This window comes from Thiopseudomonas denitrificans, assembly GCF_002866065.1.
Taxonomy (GTDB): domain Bacteria; phylum Pseudomonadota; class Gammaproteobacteria; order Pseudomonadales; family Pseudomonadaceae; genus Thiopseudomonas; species Thiopseudomonas denitrificans.
The window spans coordinates 267,455-284,067 of sequence record NZ_LNJZ01000007.1; the positions used below are offsets into that span (position 1 = coordinate 267,455).

The 16,613-nt window shown below is 60.1% G+C and carries 17 protein-coding genes; 2 read left to right on the plus strand and 15 right to left on the minus strand.

Going from position 1 to position 16,613, the window contains the following annotated elements:
* Positions 1–94: 94 nt before the first annotated feature.
* Positions 95–787: an orotidine-5'-phosphate decarboxylase gene (gene pyrF, locus AR306_RS07205; RefSeq protein WP_101496883.1), complete on the minus strand. Its 693-nt coding sequence runs from the start codon at positions 785–787 to the stop codon at positions 95–97.
* A gap of 183 nt (positions 788–970) precedes the next feature.
* Here pyrF and AR306_RS07210 point away from each other — a divergent pair, with 183 nt between their 5' ends.
* Positions 971–1,141, plus strand: coding sequence for a DUF2897 family protein (locus tag AR306_RS07210; RefSeq protein ID WP_101496884.1), 171 nt, complete (start codon positions 971–973; stop codon positions 1,139–1,141).
* 23 nt (positions 1,142–1,164) lie between these two features.
* The gene (locus tag AR306_RS07215; protein ID WP_101496885.1) at positions 1,165–2,553 is read left to right on the plus strand and encodes a class II fumarate hydratase; all 1,389 of its coding nucleotides are present in this window, start codon (positions 1,165–1,167) and stop codon (positions 2,551–2,553) included.
* A 200-nt stretch (positions 2,554–2,753) separates the two neighbouring features.
* On the opposite strand, the gene AR306_RS07220 is transcribed toward AR306_RS07215, so the two are convergent.
* The 14 genes from AR306_RS07220 to rpoE form a co-directional block, all read right to left on the minus strand.
* On the minus strand, positions 2,754–3,446 hold the full coding sequence (locus AR306_RS07220; RefSeq protein ID WP_101496886.1) for a TSCPD domain-containing protein: 693 nt from the start codon (positions 3,444–3,446) through the stop codon (positions 2,754–2,756).
* A 16-nt stretch (positions 3,447–3,462) separates the two neighbouring features.
* Positions 3,463–5,598, minus strand: a complete 2,136-nt coding sequence (locus AR306_RS07225) for an adenosylcobalamin-dependent ribonucleoside-diphosphate reductase (RefSeq protein WP_101496887.1) — start codon at positions 5,596–5,598, stop codon at positions 3,463–3,465.
* A gap of 276 nt (positions 5,599–5,874) precedes the next feature.
* Positions 5,875–6,615, minus strand: coding sequence for a pyridoxine 5'-phosphate synthase (pdxJ, locus tag AR306_RS07230; protein WP_101496888.1), 741 nt, complete (start codon positions 6,613–6,615; stop codon positions 5,875–5,877).
* Complete coding sequence (gene recO / locus AR306_RS07235) at positions 6,612–7,310, minus strand: DNA repair protein RecO (protein ID WP_407071189.1); 699 nt, start codon at positions 7,308–7,310, stop codon at positions 6,612–6,614. The genes pdxJ and recO overlap by 4 nt, the downstream gene beginning before the upstream one ends.
* Positions 7,311–7,327: 17 nt before the next feature.
* Positions 7,328–8,227, minus strand: coding sequence for a GTPase Era (gene era / locus AR306_RS07240; protein WP_101496889.1), 900 nt, complete (start codon positions 8,225–8,227; stop codon positions 7,328–7,330).
* Positions 8,220–8,915 (minus strand): ribonuclease III, encoded by a 696-nt coding sequence (gene rnc / locus AR306_RS07245; protein WP_101496890.1) that lies wholly within the window; start codon positions 8,913–8,915, stop codon positions 8,220–8,222. The genes era and rnc overlap by 8 nt, the downstream gene beginning before the upstream one ends.
* Positions 8,912–9,292: a DUF4845 domain-containing protein gene (locus tag AR306_RS07250; RefSeq protein ID WP_101496891.1), complete on the minus strand. Its 381-nt coding sequence runs from the start codon at positions 9,290–9,292 to the stop codon at positions 8,912–8,914. The genes rnc and AR306_RS07250 overlap by 4 nt, the downstream gene beginning before the upstream one ends.
* Positions 9,293–9,337: 45 nt before the next feature.
* A complete protein-coding gene (lepB, locus tag AR306_RS07255; RefSeq protein ID WP_101496892.1) occupies positions 9,338–10,189 on the minus strand; it encodes a signal peptidase I in 852 nt (283 codons plus the stop codon).
* Between the two features lie 3 nt (positions 10,190–10,192).
* Positions 10,193–11,992, minus strand: a complete 1,800-nt coding sequence (gene lepA, locus AR306_RS07260) for a translation elongation factor 4 (RefSeq protein WP_101496893.1) — start codon at positions 11,990–11,992, stop codon at positions 10,193–10,195.
* Positions 11,993–12,237: 245 nt separating this feature from the next.
* Positions 12,238–13,665, minus strand: coding sequence for a DegQ family serine endoprotease (locus AR306_RS07265; protein WP_101496894.1), 1,428 nt, complete (start codon positions 13,663–13,665; stop codon positions 12,238–12,240).
* A 115-nt stretch (positions 13,666–13,780) separates the two neighbouring features.
* Positions 13,781–14,251 (minus strand): SoxR reducing system RseC family protein, encoded by a 471-nt coding sequence (locus AR306_RS07270; RefSeq protein ID WP_101496895.1) that lies wholly within the window; start codon positions 14,249–14,251, stop codon positions 13,781–13,783.
* Complete coding sequence (locus AR306_RS07275) at positions 14,244–15,200, minus strand: MucB/RseB C-terminal domain-containing protein (RefSeq protein WP_166627816.1); 957 nt, start codon at positions 15,198–15,200, stop codon at positions 14,244–14,246. Before AR306_RS07275 ends, AR306_RS07270 begins: the two co-directional genes overlap by 8 nt.
* Before the next feature lie 4 nt (positions 15,201–15,204).
* Complete coding sequence (locus tag AR306_RS07280; RefSeq protein ID WP_101496897.1) at positions 15,205–15,834, minus strand: sigma-E factor negative regulatory protein; 630 nt, start codon at positions 15,832–15,834, stop codon at positions 15,205–15,207.
* A gap of 22 nt (positions 15,835–15,856) precedes the next feature.
* On the minus strand, positions 15,857–16,435 hold the full coding sequence (rpoE, locus tag AR306_RS07285; protein ID WP_101496898.1) for an RNA polymerase sigma factor RpoE: 579 nt from the start codon (positions 16,433–16,435) through the stop codon (positions 15,857–15,859).
* Positions 16,436–16,613: the final 178 nt, after the last annotated feature.

Here is a 16,613-nt window from a genome sequence, read left to right on the forward strand (position 1 = left end):
GTTTCCTTCTTTGTGATGTACGGACATTCTATCGACCGCAGGCCGGCAACCTTGAATTATAAAATTCGTATATGTACCTGCTTTCCCGTGGTATTCAGAGGCTGGCAAGTATGGCGGCGACAGCCTGCCCCGGATTGTCTGCACGGGTGACCGGGCGGCCAATGACCAGATAGTCGGAACCGGCCTGCATCGCCCGGGCCGGCGTCAGGATGCGTTTCTGATCGTCACTGGCACTGCCTGCCGGGCGAATGCCCGGCGTTACCAGCTGGCCCGCCGGCCACTGTTGCTTGAGTGCCTGCGCTTCCTGTGCCGAGCAGACCAGCCCGTCCAGCCCGGCCTGCTCGGCCAGGCCGGCCAGACGCAACACTTGTTCTTGCGGTGCCACATCCAGCCCGATACCGGCCAGATCCTCCCGTTCCATGCTGGTCAGTACCGTCACGCCAATCAGCAACGGCTTGCTGCCCTGATGCTGCTCCAGCACTTCACGGCAGGCGGCCATCATTTTCAAACCGCCCGAGCAGTGCACATTGACCATCCACACGCCCATTTCCGCCGCCGCCTTCACCGCCATCGCGGTGGTGTTGGGAATATCATGGAATTTCAGATCAAGGAACACCTCAAAGCCCAGCTGATGCAGCGCATCCACCACCTGCGGTCCGCAGCGGGTAAACAGTTCCTTGCCGACCTTGACCCGGCAGTCCTGTGGATTCAGCTGGCGGGCCATGGCCATGGCCTGCTCAAAACCGGGAAAATCAAGGGCAACAACAACGGGGCTGTTCATGGACATGCTCTCAGGTCTGGAAAAACCCACATTGTACCCAGTGTCTGCGCTGGCGTCACACCCGCAAGCCGCCCGATGATAGAGCCTCCTGTATTTTACAAATGAGAATTATTATCATAAAGAACTCTAAATGGCATCTGCCGGCCACGGGTGTATAGTGGAGTTCATTCTTTCGATGAGGCCCTGCCCATGCCCTGGTATATCTGGCTGGTGATCGCCGCTGCGTTGGGCAGCATTGTCGGCAGCCTGTTGCTGCTGCGCGATACCGCACACAAAATGCCGATTGATCCCGATGCGCTGGAGCGGATGAAAGCTCGTAATGCCGAGCTGGACGCTGCCGAGCGCAAAGACCACGACTGATTGACCACTTGCAGGAGAAGCACATGACTACCCGTACCGAAACCGACAGCATGGGCACCATTGAAGTCCCGGCGGATGCCTACTGGGGCGCACAGACCCAGCGCTCCAAACAAAACTTTGTGATTGGCGGCCAGCAGATGCCGCTGGCGGTGGTGCATGCACTGGCACAGGTGAAAAAAGCCGCCGCCAAAGTCAACGCCGAGCTGGGCGAGCTGCCACAGGAGCTGGCCAGCCTGATTGAACAGGCCGCCGACGAAGTGATCAGCGGTACGCTGGATGCACACTTTCCGCTGGTGGTCTGGCAAACCGGCAGCGGCACCCAGAGCAACATGAACGTCAATGAAGTGATTGCCGGGCGCGCCAACGAAATCGCCGGACAGGGCCGTGGCGGCAAGTCGCCGGTACACCCCAACGATCACGTCAACCGCGCACAAAGCTCCAACGACAGCTTCCCCACCGCCATGTACATCGCCGTGTTGCAGGCCGTAAATAACCAGCTGCTGCCCGGTATGCAAACCCTGCGCGACGGGCTGCATGCCCAGTCACAACGCTATATGGATCTGGTGAAAACCGGCCGCACCCACATGATGGATGCCACGCCAGTCACCTTCGGCCAGGAGCTATCGGCTTTTGTTGCCCAGCTGGATTACGCCCGCGCCGCCATTGAAAACAGCCTGCCCGCCATCTGCCAGATTGCCCAGGGCGGCACGGCCGTGGGCACCGGCCTCAACAGCCACCCGCAATTTGCCGAAAAAGTCGCCGCTGCACTGGCCGCGCAAACCGGCCTGCCTCTGATCAGTGCGCCCAACAAGTTTGCCGCACTGGCTGGCCATGAGCGTCTGGTGATCCTGTCTGGCGCATTGAAAACCCTCGCTGTAGTATTGATGAAGCTGGCCAACGACCTGCGCCTGCTCGGCTCCGGCCCGCGTGCCGGTTTTGCCGAGGTGCTGTTGCCCGCCAATGAGCCGGGCAGCTCGATCATGCCGGGCAAGGTCAACCCGACCCAGTGCGAGGCGCTGTCGATGCTGGCCTGCCAGGTGATCGGCAATGACACCACCGTCAGCATGGCCGCCAGCCAGGGGCATTTGCAGCTCAACGTGTTCAAGCCGGTGATTGTGCACAACCTGCTGGAATCCATCCGCCTGCTGGCCGATGGTTGCGTGAATTTCCAGGAGCACTGCGTGGCCGGCATGAGCGCCAACGAGCAGCAAATGGCCGCCCATCTGGAAAACGGCCTGATGCTGGTCACCGCCCTCAACCGCCACATCGGCTACGACAACGCGGCAAAAATCGCCAAGAAAGCCTACGAGGAAAACAAGACCCTGCGCCAGGCCGCCATCGAACTGGAACTGGTCACTGACGAGCAGTTCAACCAGTGGGTACGTCCGCAAGACATGCTCAAACCCGAGTAAGCCCTCTCTCCACACACAACAACGCCGCGATTAATCGCGGCGTTGTTGTGTGTGGCTTCTGCCCCGGGACCGCTCAAGCTTTATTGTCGGCGTCGCGACAGCAGCCCGGCACCGCCGGGCCACCCTCCTCCCCCACCCGCACAAAGTTTATCGGGTGCGGCGGAGCGTCTCAGCCGTACCCAAAAGCCGCAGTGAAAAGCCTACCCACACTTGCTCTCGCCACAGGCCAGACAGGTCAGGCAACCATCCATCTGGATCGCCGCCTTGACATGACACTTGCCACAGCGTTGCGCACCGGCCGGATAGCTCTGCGTGCTGTCGTCGCAATTGGGGGCTACCTGCGCCTGGGCACTGATCTGCTCGTATTCGGCCCGTTTCTGCGCCAGATACGCCTGCTGGTGCAGGTCCGGTTCGGACTCGATCATGCCGATGTGTTTGAGATGACGCTCCAGCACATCGCCGATCTCCGCCACCAGCGACGGCATCCAGCGGCCGCCCCGCATCAGATAGCCGCCCTTGGGGTCGAACACGCTTTGCAGCTCTTCCACCAGGAAGGTGCAGTCGCCACCCTTGCGGAACACCGCTGAAATGATCAGGGTCAGCGCCGCGATCCACTGGTAGTGCTCCATGTTCTTGGAGTTGATGAAAATCTCGAACGGACGGCGCTGCTCATGTTCGGTACCTGGGTTCAGCACGATATCGTTGATGGTGACGTAGTAGGCATGCTCGGAAGTCGGGGTCTTGATCTTGTAGGTGCTGCCGACCAGATGCTCCGGACGCTTGACCTTCTCGTGCATTTCCACATAGTCCGGCTCGGGTGCCGGCGTTGCTGCTACCGCCTCCGGCTTGACCACTTCAAAACCGGTGATTTTTTCATTGATGCTGATGCTCATGGTTGCTGCTCTCCGCTCAGAACTTGCCGTAGTAGCCTTCTTTCAAGGCTTCGTACAGGTTGGCGGCGGTGTGGGTTTCACCGTCATATTCGATTTCTTCGTTGCCCTTGACTTCAACCACGCTGCCGTCGGCCAGGGAGAACCGGTAGGTGGTGCTGGCCAGGTCTTCCTCCTTGACCAGCACGCCCTGGAACGCCTCGGGATTGAAACGGAAAGTGGTGCAACCCTTGAGCCCCTGCTGCCAGGCGTAGCGGTAGATGTCCTTGAAATCCTCGTAGGGGTAATCTGTCGGTACGTTAGCCGTCTTGGAAATGGACGAATCGATCCACTTCTGCGCTGCCGCCTGCACATCCACATGCTGGATCGGCGTGACCTCGTCGGCGCTGATGAAGTAGTCCGGCAGATCGGCCGGGGTCGCTTGCGAATTGACCAGGGTACGGTAGGCCAGCAATTCGTAGCTGAATACGTCGACCTGCTCCTTGGTTTTCTTGCCCTCGCGGATGATGTTGCGGAAATAATGATGGGCAAAGCTCGGCTCGATGCCGTTGGATGCGTTATTGGCCAGCGACAGGGAAATGGTGCCGGTTGGCGCAATCGAGCTGTGGTGGGTAAAGCGCCCACCCTCTTCAACCAGTGCGGCCACCAGCTCCGGCTCTTCCTCGGCCACCTGCTGCATGTAGCGGCTATAGCGGCCCCACAGCAGCCTGCCCTTGACCTTGTCGCCGGCCTTGAGGCCGTCGGTAACCATTTCCGGGCGACGGGCCAACATCTCGCCGGTTACCTCGAAGTCCTCGTCCATGATCGGTGCCACGCCTTTTTCACGCCCCAGCTCCAGCCCCGCACGCCAGCCTTCCAGCGCCATCTCGCGCGATACCTGCTCGGTGAAAGCCAGCGACTGGGCCGAGCCGTACTTCATGCCGAGCAGGGTCATGGTCGAGCCCAGGCCCAAAAAGCCCATGCCATGACGGCGCTTGCGGTAAATCTCGTCACGCTGTTCGGGTAGTGGCAGGCCGTTGATTTCCACCACGTTGTCCAGCATGCGGGTGAAAATGTTGACCACCTTGCGATACTCATCCCAGTCAAAACGGGCATTGTCGCTGAACGGCTCACGCACGAAGCGGGTCAGGTTGATAGAGCCCAGCAGGCAGGCGCCATGGGGCGGCAAGGGTTGTTCACCGCACGGATTGGTGGCACGCACATCTTCGCAGAACCAGTTGTTGTTCATCTGGTTGACGCGATCAATCAGGATGAAGCCCGGTTCGGCAAAATCATAGGTGGAGGCCATGATCGAGTCCCAGATGCGCCGGGCCCTGATCACGCGGTAGATGCGGCAGGCGACCTTGCCGTCCTCGCGCACCACATAGTTGCGATGGGTGGGCCAGTAGCGCCAGATGATCGTGTCCGGATCATCCAGATCCAGCTGGTCCGCTTGCTGTTCGGCAGCACTGACCGGAAACGCCAGTGACCAGTCGGCATCCTGCTCCACCGCCTGCATGAATTCGGTGGTAATCAGCAGCGACAGGTTGAACTGGCGCAGGCGACCGTCCTCGCGCTTGGCACGGATGAAGTCCAGCACGTCCGGGTGACCGACATCAAAGGTGGCCATTTGCGCACCCCGGCGGCCACCGGCCGAAGATACGGTGAAGCACATCTTGTCGTAGATATCCATGAACGACAGCGGGCCGGAAGTGTAGGCACCGGCACCGGACACATAGGCGCCACGGGGGCGCAGGGTGGAAAATTCGTAGCCGATGCCGCAACCGGCTTTCAGCGTCAGCCCGGCCTCGTGCAGCTTGGACAGAATGTCATCCATGGAGTCGCCAATGGTCGCCGACACGGTGCAGTTGATGGTTGAAGTGGCCGGTTTCCAGGCCAGCGCTCCCGCGTTGGAGATGATCCGCCCCGCCGGAATGGCACCACGATGCAGGGCCCACAGGAACTGCTCGTACCAGTGCTCGCGGTGCTCCGGCAGCTCGATGTCGGCCAGGGCGCGGGCCACCCGTTCATGGGTGGCGGCGATGGTTTCATCTACCGGACGACCGTCCTTGCTTTTCAGACGGTATTTGGCATCCCAGATATCGGCCGATGCCGGTTGCAGGGCAATGGACTGGACAGCTTTGATGTTCGAAGGCTGTTTGACGGCTTGGTTCATGCATGACTCCTGCGACTCGTCGCACCACGACGGGCACGCGAGAAAACACAAGTTATTGGGTTAATGCATGAACCCTATACGCACATGATGTGGATATCAAGCCGAGACCGGTACGTTTTCTTGATCCGGATTATGGCAGGCCGCCAAGGCCGCGACGCATGGGGCCTGCATCCGGCTACCGCTTGTCGGAAGATTTCCTTCACGCCACTCCGGACATGACGCACATTTTTGTCATGGCCGGAGCTGCGCCGAAAGCCTTGCAGACTGTCCGCTCTTTCAGCCGGCAGCGCCGAGCATCAGCGCCTTCATTTCGGCGACGGCATTTTCCAGGCCGACAAACAGGGCATGGGCAATGATGGCATGACCGATGTTCAACTCGTTGATGCCGGGAATCGCGGCAATCGCCTCCACATTCTGGTAGTTGAGACCATGGCCGGCGTTAACCACCAGCCCCTGTTTCTGGGCAAAAGCGGCCGCCTTGCGGACCTTCTCCAGCTCGACCGCCTGCTGCTGTGCGGTTTGCGCGGCCGAGTAATGGCCGGTGTGCAGCTCGATGGTGGTGGCACCGGTGCGCTTGACCGCCAGGATCTGCTGCTCGTCGGCATCCAGAAAGATCGAAACCTGGATACCGGCCTTTTGCAGGCGCTCGACGGCGGCAGCAATACGGGCTTCCTGGCCGGCCACGTCCAGCCCGCCTTCGGTGGTCAGCTCGGCACGGGTTTCCGGTACCAGGCACACATGTTCGGGGCGGATGCGCTCGACTATCGCCAGCATCTCTTCGGTCACAGCCATTTCAAAGTTCATCGGGGTGCGCATCAGTTCACGCAGCAGCTCGACATCACGGTCCTGGATGTGGCGGCGGTCTTCACGCAGATGGATGGTGATGCCGTCAGCACCGGCCTGCTCGCACAGCAGCGCGGCCTTGACCGGTTCCGGGTCGCGTCCGCCACGGGCCTGGCGCAGGGTAGCGATGTGATCGATATTGACGCCCAGCAGGATGCGTTGTTTGGTGTTCATGCAGAAGACTCCTTGTGCCGCAGAAAGAGTTCGCGGCTCATTAACGGGCGGTTGCCCAGATGGGGGGCCAAGGCCTGGCGCATCAGGCGCTTGGCCGTCCGCACCACCCCGGGTTGTTGCCATTGTACGGCAGCCAGCGCCTGCAGGTCGGCGCCAAGAAAAGCACCGGGCTGTATTGCGGCAACCGGCAGAAAACCGCTTTCCGGCTGCAGCAGATACCAGCCCTGCGGCTCCAGCGGCCGGCCCTGACTGTCCTGTTCGAGGGAAAAACCATAACCCAGCTGCTCCAGCAAACGCCATTCGTAACTGCGCAACAGCGGCTCGACCGCATGGCCGGCAGCCAGCGCCTGCAGGGTCAGGTGATAATGTTCATGAACCTGCGGTTGCGGGTCGGCCAGTGGCAGCAAACGCATGCTCAGTTCATTGAGATACAGGGCGCACATCAGGCGCTCACCCTGCAACAGCAAAAAACCGCCGGCCGGCTCCAGCCGGGCAATGCTTTTCAGCTCGCCCTGCCCGCGCAGCTCGACTTCAAGACAGTTGAAAGGCCGCGCCGCACTGCCCTTTTTGCTGCGATAACCGCGCAACACGGCACGGATGCGGCCCTGCTCGCGGGTGAACAGGTCAAGCAATGCGCTGGTTTCCTTGTAGGGGCGCACATGCAGGACAAATGCCTGATCTGTCTGCATGTCCATGCGCGGCCGGCCTGCGTCTAGTCCTGATAGCCCAGCGAACGCAGGGCGCGTTCGTCATCGGACCAGCCTTTCTTCACCTTGACCCAGAGGTTGAGCATGACCTTGTTGTCGAACAGGGTTTCCATGTCCTTGCGCGCTTCTTGGCCAATCAGCTTGATGCGTTCACCCTTGTCACCAATCAGGATCTTCTTCTGGCCTTCACGTTCAACCAGAATCAGGGCATGGATGTGCAGGATGCGGCCTTCATGCTTGAACTCCTCGATCTCGACCGTCATCTGGTACGGCAGTTCGGCACCCAGCTGGCGCATGATTTTTTCACGCACCAGTTCGGCGGCCAGAAAGCGGCTGGAACGGTCGGTGATCTGGTCTTCCGGATAGAAGTGCTCGTTCTCCGGCAGACGCTCGCCAATCAGCTGTTCCAGCGTGTCCAGATTGTGCTGGTGCAGGGCGGAAATGGGTACGATTTCAGCCTGTGGCAGCTTGTCCTGCAGCCATTGCAGGTGCTCCAGCATGTCCAGCTTGTCTTCCAGCCGGTCTGACTTGTTGACGGCGACAATTAGCGGACAGCGCAAATCCTTGATGCGCTCGTATACCATCTCGTCTTCTTCGGTCCAGCGCATGCGGTCAACGACAAACACGCAGACATCGATGTCGCGCAGTGCCGTCAGGGCACTGCGGTTCATGTAGCGGTTGAGCGCGGTCTGGCCACCGGCATGCAAACCCGGTGTGTCAATGTAGATGGCCTGCACCGCACCCTCGGTCTTGATACCCAGCATGTTGTGCCGGGTGGTTTGCGGCTTGCGTGAGGTGATGGCCAGTTTCTGTCCGAGAACATGGTTGATCAGGGTTGACTTGCCCACATTCGGGCGTCCCACCACGGCAACGTAGCCACAACGGCTGTTGATTGATTCAGTCATGGTTGTTTCCGTTTTCGACGCCAAGGGCTACCAGCGCGGCGGCGGCGGCCACCTGTTCGGCAATGCGGCGGCTGCCGCCCTGACCGCTGGTTTTGTGATCCAGCAGGCTGACCTGGCATTCAACATGAAAGGTACGGCAGTGCGGTTCGCCCTGGATATCCACCACTTCGTAGCCGGGCAGTTCGCAACCGCGAGACTGCAGGAACTCCTGCAGCCGGGTTTTTGCATCCTTGTTGGTATCCACCAGCGTCAGGCCGGCAAACTCGTGTTCCAGCCAGGCCAATACCCGTTCGCGGGCCGCTTCCATGCCACTATCCAGATAGATGGCACCAATGATGGCCTCAGTGGCATCGGCAAGAATGGACTCGCGCCGAAAGCCGCCACTCTTCAGCTCGCCGGACCCCAGCCGCAAGTAGTCGCCCAGATCCATGGCGCGGGCCAGTACGGCCAGGGTTTCACCCTTGACCAGACGGGCACGCAGGCGCGACAGCTGACCCTCACGGGCCTGGTCGAAATGCTGAAACAGTGCTTCGCCGGCGACAAAGTTGAGCACGGCGTCGCCGAGAAACTCGAGACGCTCGTTGTTGCGTCCGGAAAAGCTGCGGTGGGTCAAGGCCAGCGTCAGCAGGCTGCTGTCCTTGAACTGGTAACCCAATTTGCGCTGCAGGCTTGCTAGGGGATTATTCACTGGTTACGCACGCGATATTCTTTGTCAAAAGAAACGACAAGGTCGATATTTTTCAGGATTTTCTCCCGCACTTCATACTTCAGGCGCACATGGAACTCGCCGGCCTCGGCGCGCACGTCCATGATGTCTGCGGCATTCAGGTCGCGAATGTTGTTGACCTGCATGTTCTTGTTGATGTGCGAGTAGAACTCGCCAACATTGTGCACCCTGACGCCGCTAGCCGCATCACGATCAACCGCCGTGATCATCTTGTCCAGCGCCCTGTTATCCATATAGTGGGGAAACAGCTTGAAGCCGACACTGGCAAAAAAGCCGGCCAGTATCAGGATTACCAGCCATCCGGTCAGCGAAACACCGCGTTGCTTTGCACTATTCATGAAACTCCCTCTGGTCATCAGTTCGGGTCGATTTTGGCAATATTGTCAGTCAATCAGGCCAGCCCGCGACAGGTTCGGCAGGTTGCCCGTTTTGGGTGATGGCCAGCTTAGCCAGATCAGCGATGCTTTGCCAACGATATAGGAGTCAGGCACCATGCCCATGAACTCCGGAGCGATATGCGGATCATTCCAGTAGCGGCTGTCCTTGGAGTTGTCACGGTTGTCACCCAGCATGAAGTAGTGCCCTTCCGGCACCAGCCACTCGCGGCTGGGCTCCATGCGCCGGTTGTTTTCCTTGCGTACCTGATAGCTGTGCTCGCCCAGCTGCTCGGTAAACAGCTGCGCCCGGCCCAGGCTGCCGGGCTCTTCACCCAGCCACTGTTCCGGCACGGGCTCGCCGTTGATATACAGCCGTTTGTCGAAGCTGTAGGTGACGATATCGCCCGGCACGCCGACCACCCGTTTGATGTAGTTGATGCGCGGATCTTCCGGATACTTGAATACCATGACATCGCCACGCTGCGGATCGCCCAGCGGTACTACCTTCAGGTCCACCACCGGCAGGCGTATGCCGTAGGAAAACTTGTTGACCAGAATGAAGTCGCCCACCTGGAGGGTCGGGATCATCGAGCCGGACGGAATCTGGAACGGCTCGAACAGGAACGAGCGCAGCACGAAGACAATGGCCAGCACGGGAAACAGCGACTTGCCGTATTCGACCGCTACCGGTTCCTTGTCCAGCTGCGCCAGTATTTTCTCGTCGGCAGTGCTCACCTGTTGCCGGTAGGCGGCAATTGCACGCTGACGGCGTGGCGCCAGCCACAGGCGATCGGCCAGTGCCAGGCCACCACTGACCGCCACCGCGATCACCAGGAGAAGCGGAAAATCCAGATTCATGGCTTAGTCATCCACTCGCAACACAGCGAGGAAGGCTTCTTGCGGAATTTCCACGTTACCCACCTGCTTCATGCGCTTCTTGCCGGCCTTCTGTTTTTCCAGCAGTTTCTTTTTACGGCTGACGTCACCACCGTAACACTTGGCCAGAACGTTCTTGCGCAACGCCTTGACGTTGGTGCGTGCCACGATCTGGCCACCGATGGCAGCCTGGATGGCGACATCATACATCTGGCGCGGAATCAGCTCTTTCATTTTTTCGGTGAGCACGCGGCCCTTGCCGGCGGCCTGATCACGATGCACGATCAGCGCCAGTGCATCGACCTTGTCACCGTTGATCAGGATGTCCAGCCGGGTCAGGTTGGCCGCCTGGAAACGGTCAAAACTATACTCCAGCGACGCATAGCCACGGCTGACCGATTTGAGGCGGTCAAAGAAATCCAGTACTACCTCGTTCATCGGCAGCTCGTAAATCACCTGCACCTGGCTGCCGAGGAAATTCATGTCCACCTGCACGCCACGCTTCTCGATGCACAGGGTAATGACATTGCCCAGATGTTCCTGTGGCACCAGAATGGTGGCCTTGACAATCGGCTCGCGCATTTCCTGGATCACCGACGGGTCGGGCATGCGTGAGGGGTTGTCGACATAGATCACGTCACCGTTTTTCAACTCGGTCTCGAAGACCACCGTTGGTGCGGTGGTGATCAGGTCCAGGTCGTACTCGCGCTCCAGCCGCTCCTGGATGATTTCCATGTGCAGCATGCCGAGAAAACCGATGCGGAAACCGAAGCCCAGCGCCTCGGAGCTTTCCGGCTCGTACTGCAGGGCCGCGTCGTTGAGGGTGAGCTTTTCCAGCGCGTCACGGAAATCCTCGAAGTCCTCGGAACTCACCGGAAACAGGCCGGCATACACCTGCGGCTTGATACGCTGAAAACCCGGCAGCATTTCCACATCCGGCGTGTTGGACAGGGTCAGGGTGTCGCCCACCGGAGCACCCTGGATATCCTTGATGCCGGCAATCACGAAGCCGACTTCACCGGCCTTCAGGCCGTCGGTCTGGGTGTGCTTGGGGTTGAATACGCCGACACTGTCGACCTGATGTACGCGCCCGGTGGACTTGACCAGAATCTTGTCGCCTTTTTTCACCCGGCCATGCTTGACCCGCACCAGCGACACCACACCGAGGTAGTTGTCGAACCAGGAATCGATGATCAGCGCCTGCAGGGGGGCGTCAATCTCGCCTTCCGGCGGTGGAATCTGCGTGATCAGGCGTTCGATCACTTCCTCCACGCCCAGTCCTGTCTTGGCACTGCACTGGACCGCATCGGTGGCATCGATGCCAATCACGTTTTCGATCTCTTCCTGCACCCGTTCCGGCTCGGCTTGCGGCAGGTCGATCTTGTTCAGCACCGGCATCACCTCGAGGCCCTGCTCAATGGCCGTGTAGCAGTTGGCGACTGACTGGGCCTCGACGCCCTGCCCTGCATCCACCACCAGCAAGGCACCCTCGCAGGCAGCCAGCGAACGGCTGACCTCATAGGTGAAGTCGACGTGGCCGGGAGTATCAATGAAGTTCAGCTGGTAGGTCTGGCCATCACGAGCCTTGTATTCAAGGGTGACACTGTGCGCCTTGATGGTGATGCCGCGCTCACGCTCAAGGTCCATGGAGTCCAGTACACGGGACTCCATTTCGCGCTCGCTCAGCCCGCCACAGATCTGGATCAGGCGATCAGCCAGGGTGGACTTGCCGTGGTCAATATGGGCAATGATGGAAAAATTACGAATATGACTCAGGTCGCTCACAGAACTTCACTCTAATTAAGGACTCGACGGCCAAAGCCGGCAAAAATAGTGCGCAAGTTTACCTGATTGCAGGTGTCGCCGTCATCCTTGGCGTGAAAGGCTGCTGTCGTCACCAGATTTCTGGCATGCTCCCCCGCTTGCGCAAGGCGCTGGCCGGGCAGCTGGCTTGCCTGTCTTCATCAGGCATACAAAACACAAACCGGAGCAAGCTCCGGTTTGTGATTATCATGACAGCCCGGATACGCCTAGCGGGCGAGCTTGAACGTGATGAAACTGGCACGTCCCTGACGCAGGACCCGCATCGACAGTGAGCGGTCCCGTGGCAATTTCTGCACGATGGTGTTGAAGGACTTGACCGAGTCTACCTGCTGGTTGTTCAGGTGCGTGATCACATCACCCGGACGCAGGCCGATCATCGCTGCCGGGCCTTCGTACACATCCTGGATGAGCACACCGGTCTCCAGGTCAATCATCTTTTTCTGTTCGGCGGTCAGCTCGGTAACGGAAATTCCCAGCGGATTTTCCATGCGCTTGCCATCGCCACGCGCCTTGCCGGCAACAGCATCCCCGCTCTCGCCCGGTGCAGCACCCACCTTGACCTTGAGCGTCTGGCGCTTGCCTTCACGCATCACGTCCAGCCGTGCGCTATCACCCGGTTTGAGCGCTCCAACCAGGTGCGGCAGATCAGCAGACATGACGACCTGCTTGCCATTCATGCCCAGGATCACGTCACCCAGCTGGATGCCGCCACGGGCAGCCGGACTGTCTTCCAGAATCTGCACCACCAGCGCTCCCGCCGGCTTGTCCAGGCCAAAGGACTCGGCCAGGTCCTTGTTGACCTCCTGAATCACCACACCCAGCCAGCCGCGCTCGACCTTGCCGCTATGCTTCAGCTGGTCAGCCACATCCATGGCCACTTCCATGGGAATGGCGAAAGACAGCCCCATGAAACCGCCGGAGCGGGTAAAGATCTGCGAATTGATGCCCACCACCTCGCCGCTCAGGTTGAACAGGGGACCGCCGGAATTGCCCGGGTTGATCGCAACATCGGTCTGGATGAAAGGCACATAGTTGTCATTGGGCAGGTTGCGCCCCTTGGCCGAGACAATCCCTGCCGTAACCGAGTGGTCAAAACCGAAAGGAGAGCCGATCGCCAGCACCCACTCGCCGACCTTGAGGTCTTTCGACTTTCCGGCCCTGACTACGGGCAGGTCCTTGCCTTCCACCTTGAGCAAGGCGACATCGGTACGGGTATCGGTCCCGACCAGCTCGGCCAGCAGCTCGCTGCGATCAGACAGACGGACAATGATCTCGTCGGCATCCGCCACCACATGGTTATTGGTCAGGATGTAGCCGTCCGCAGAAATGATGAAGCCCGAGCCCAGTGACTGTGCTTCCTGGCGCCGCTGATTGTCGGGCGAGCGTGGCGCCGGGAAGGCATGCTCGAAGAAGTCACGGAAAATCGGTGGCAGCCCTTCCAGTTCGGGGATCGTCAACTGTCCGCGTCCGGCCATTGCCGCCTGCGGCTTCTGCCGGGTACTGATATTGACAACAGCCGGCGAGGACTCCTCCACCAGAGCGGTAAAATCCGGCAATTGCGCCATGGCTGCGGGGGCCAGGACAATCATCAGGCTGGCACACAGCCCGACAAGCAATGCTTTCGCAGTACGCATCCTTTTTTACTCCACTACTTGATTGATCAGAAACTGCTGTCGGTCATGGTGCAAGAATGCCACCAGCCGGCAATACGTTTTTTCTGACACATCCCGTGGCGACAAGTTCCGGCAATCAGGGCTGCCAGCGAATGATGTCCTGTTGAGCAGCAGGTGACGACTCGACCCGTACCACCAGCGGTAGCATATCGCGCTTTCCGGCAAGGCTGCGGTTATACAGGTACAGACAGAATACCGCTGCGGCAAAACCGGTCAGGCCGGCAATGATCGCCCCCCCTTCGCCCAGCCCGAGCCGGTCGGCAGCCAGGGCGCCGGCCAGCAGGGCCAGCAACGGCAACAGATAGACCAGCACCGCCCCGCGCAGGGCCAGCGACTCGGTAACGCCGATGACAACCCGGTCACCGACCCGGACCGGAAATTCGCACCACGCCACGACCTCATGGCAGCGCCCCGGCTGCAGGCTCTGCATCAGCCCCTGCCCGCAAGCGGCCCGTGCCTTGCAGCTGCCACAGGCACTCTGCCGGCTGACTGCAACCCTGACCTGCTTGCCGTCCACCGCCATGACCTGCCCCTGCTCTTCAATCATCAGCGGCCCCGTTGCTGCTCAGGCTGACTGACAGGGCGATGCGCTGTGCAGTTGCCGCCGGGACCTCTCCGAGAACGGTGATCATGTAGCGTTGGCTGCCTTCTTCCACCGGTCGTGAAATGACCACCGTCGGGCCCAGCTGCCGGTGTTCCATATCCATCAGGCCGGCATCCACCGCGGTGACAAAAATGCTGAAATGCGCCAGCCCGTCAAAAAACAGCTGGCTGCTGATGCCCTGCTGTTGCACCGGCCCCTGACTGACCGCCACGAAACCCTCCGGCACCCAGCCGGCCCGCCACTGCGGGCCGGCCTCTCCATCCGCCCGCTCCTCAGTCCTGACCGGCTCGCAGTCCGCCACCTGTAACAGTTCCGCCGGCTGCTCGCCCACGGCAAGGTTGACAAACTGAAAGCGTTCCAGCAGTTCACCCTGCTCATTGAGCAGCAGGGATTTCAAGACCACACCGGCCTCAAGGTCGAAATGGATTTCAAGCGGATAGCGATGTACGTCGCGCGGTGTGAACAGAAGGATTGCCGCATCGCGGCCCGCAACACGCCCGCGCCCGACGTGCTCGGTATGGTAGCCGGCCGCCATGCGTTGCAAGTCGAACTTGCGCAACAGCAAAACCGGTTCGGGTACACTGGCCAGCGGTGAATCCGGAAACTGGCGCGCCATGCAATCCAGATAACCGTCGCTGCGCAAGGCCTCCAGACGGCTGCCGTTCAGACGCAGAAAGCGCTCCCGGTAATGTCCGTCACCATCCGCCTGTCGCCAAACCTCATGGGTGGAAAACACGCCGGTGCGCTCATACACGAAGCTGCCATGGTAACTGGTACGTTCCTGCAGGTGCTGCCACTGCAGCAGCTGCTCATCCAGTGTCAGGGCCGCTGCCCAGCGCCCCGTCGTCAACAATGCTGCCAGTAGCGCCAGCCAGGCCAGGCGACACCACACGGAACTAGCGCCCTTCCATGCTGGCAGTACGAGCATAAGGCAAGGCACCTTCGGCTCCGCTGATGCCGGTCTGCTGCGCATGCTGTTTCAGGTACAGGGGTAACTGCTCACGATGCCAGCGGCTGGAACGTGCAATATCCTGCTGCTCTTCCTGCTTCTCCTGCCCGCTGTAACTGGCCAGTACTACCGGGCGCTCGCGCAGGTATGCGGGCGCCGCCGGCATCTGCACCGCAGGTTCTGCCGTTTGCGCCAGCACCGGCTCCGGGCCCTGTAACTGGGACTGGTTGTAAAAGCGCACACCGCCCAGCACCGCCAGGGTGACCGATGCGGCGACAGCAAAACGCTGCCAGTTCCGCCAGCCGGAAGCGGAAGAAGAGCCGGCGGGCCTTGCCTCTTGCGGCTGACGCAAGGGGCTGTCCATCTCGATGCCATCCAGCGCGGCACGCACGCCAGCCGACACGTCGACATGCACCAGCGGTTCCTGGTGCATGGCCGAGCGGACCTGATTCAGGCCCTGCCATGTCTGGCGAATCCCCGGCTCGTCCAGATGCCTGAGTATGCGCTGCAACTCCAGCTCTCCGGCTTCACCGTCCATCAGTGCGGACAGGGCTTGTTCAAGGCTATGTTCACTCATGCAACAACTTCCTCAGGTAAAATCAGCTGTCATGCAGCAAGGGGCGCAAGGCTTTGTCTACCGCCTCACGGGCACGAAAAATGCGCGAACGCACCGTACCCACCGGACACTGCATCACATGGGCAATGTCCTCATAACTCATGCCTTCGTATTCGCGCAGCGTCAGAGCCACACGCAGATCCTCCGGCAGTTTGCGGATGCTGTGCTGCACGGTCTCTTCGATCTCGTCACGCAGCAGCAACCGCTCGGGTGTATCTATGTTCTTCAGTGCATGGTCGCCATCGTAAAACTCGGCGTCCCCGGCATCGACATCGGCACTGGGCGGCCGGCGATTACGCGACACCAGATAATTCTTGGCTGTATTGATGGCAATCCGGTACAGCCAGGTATAAAAAGCACTCTCGCCACGGAAGTTGCCCAGTGCCCGGTACGCCTTGACGAAGGCCTCCTGGGTGACATCCTGGGCTTCGTGCGAATCGTGCACAAAACGCACCACCAGCGCCATGATCCGGCTCTGGTATTTCAATACCAGCAGGTCAAATGCACGTTTGTCGCCCTTTTGCACCCGCTCAACCAGCAGTTTGTCTTCGTCGGCGGTCATGTACCGTACCCGGCCAAGCCGCTTTTGCCCCGCATGTGTATATCAATGATCATTTGACTTATCCCCTGGGCCTGCTGCGCTCCGTTGGCAGAGGCCACCCGTAATCCGGCCGCCTTTCTGGTGAAGGCTGGCCACAGGTTGCCTGTATTGAACAACCTTTGCAGAAAAAGTTCCCCGA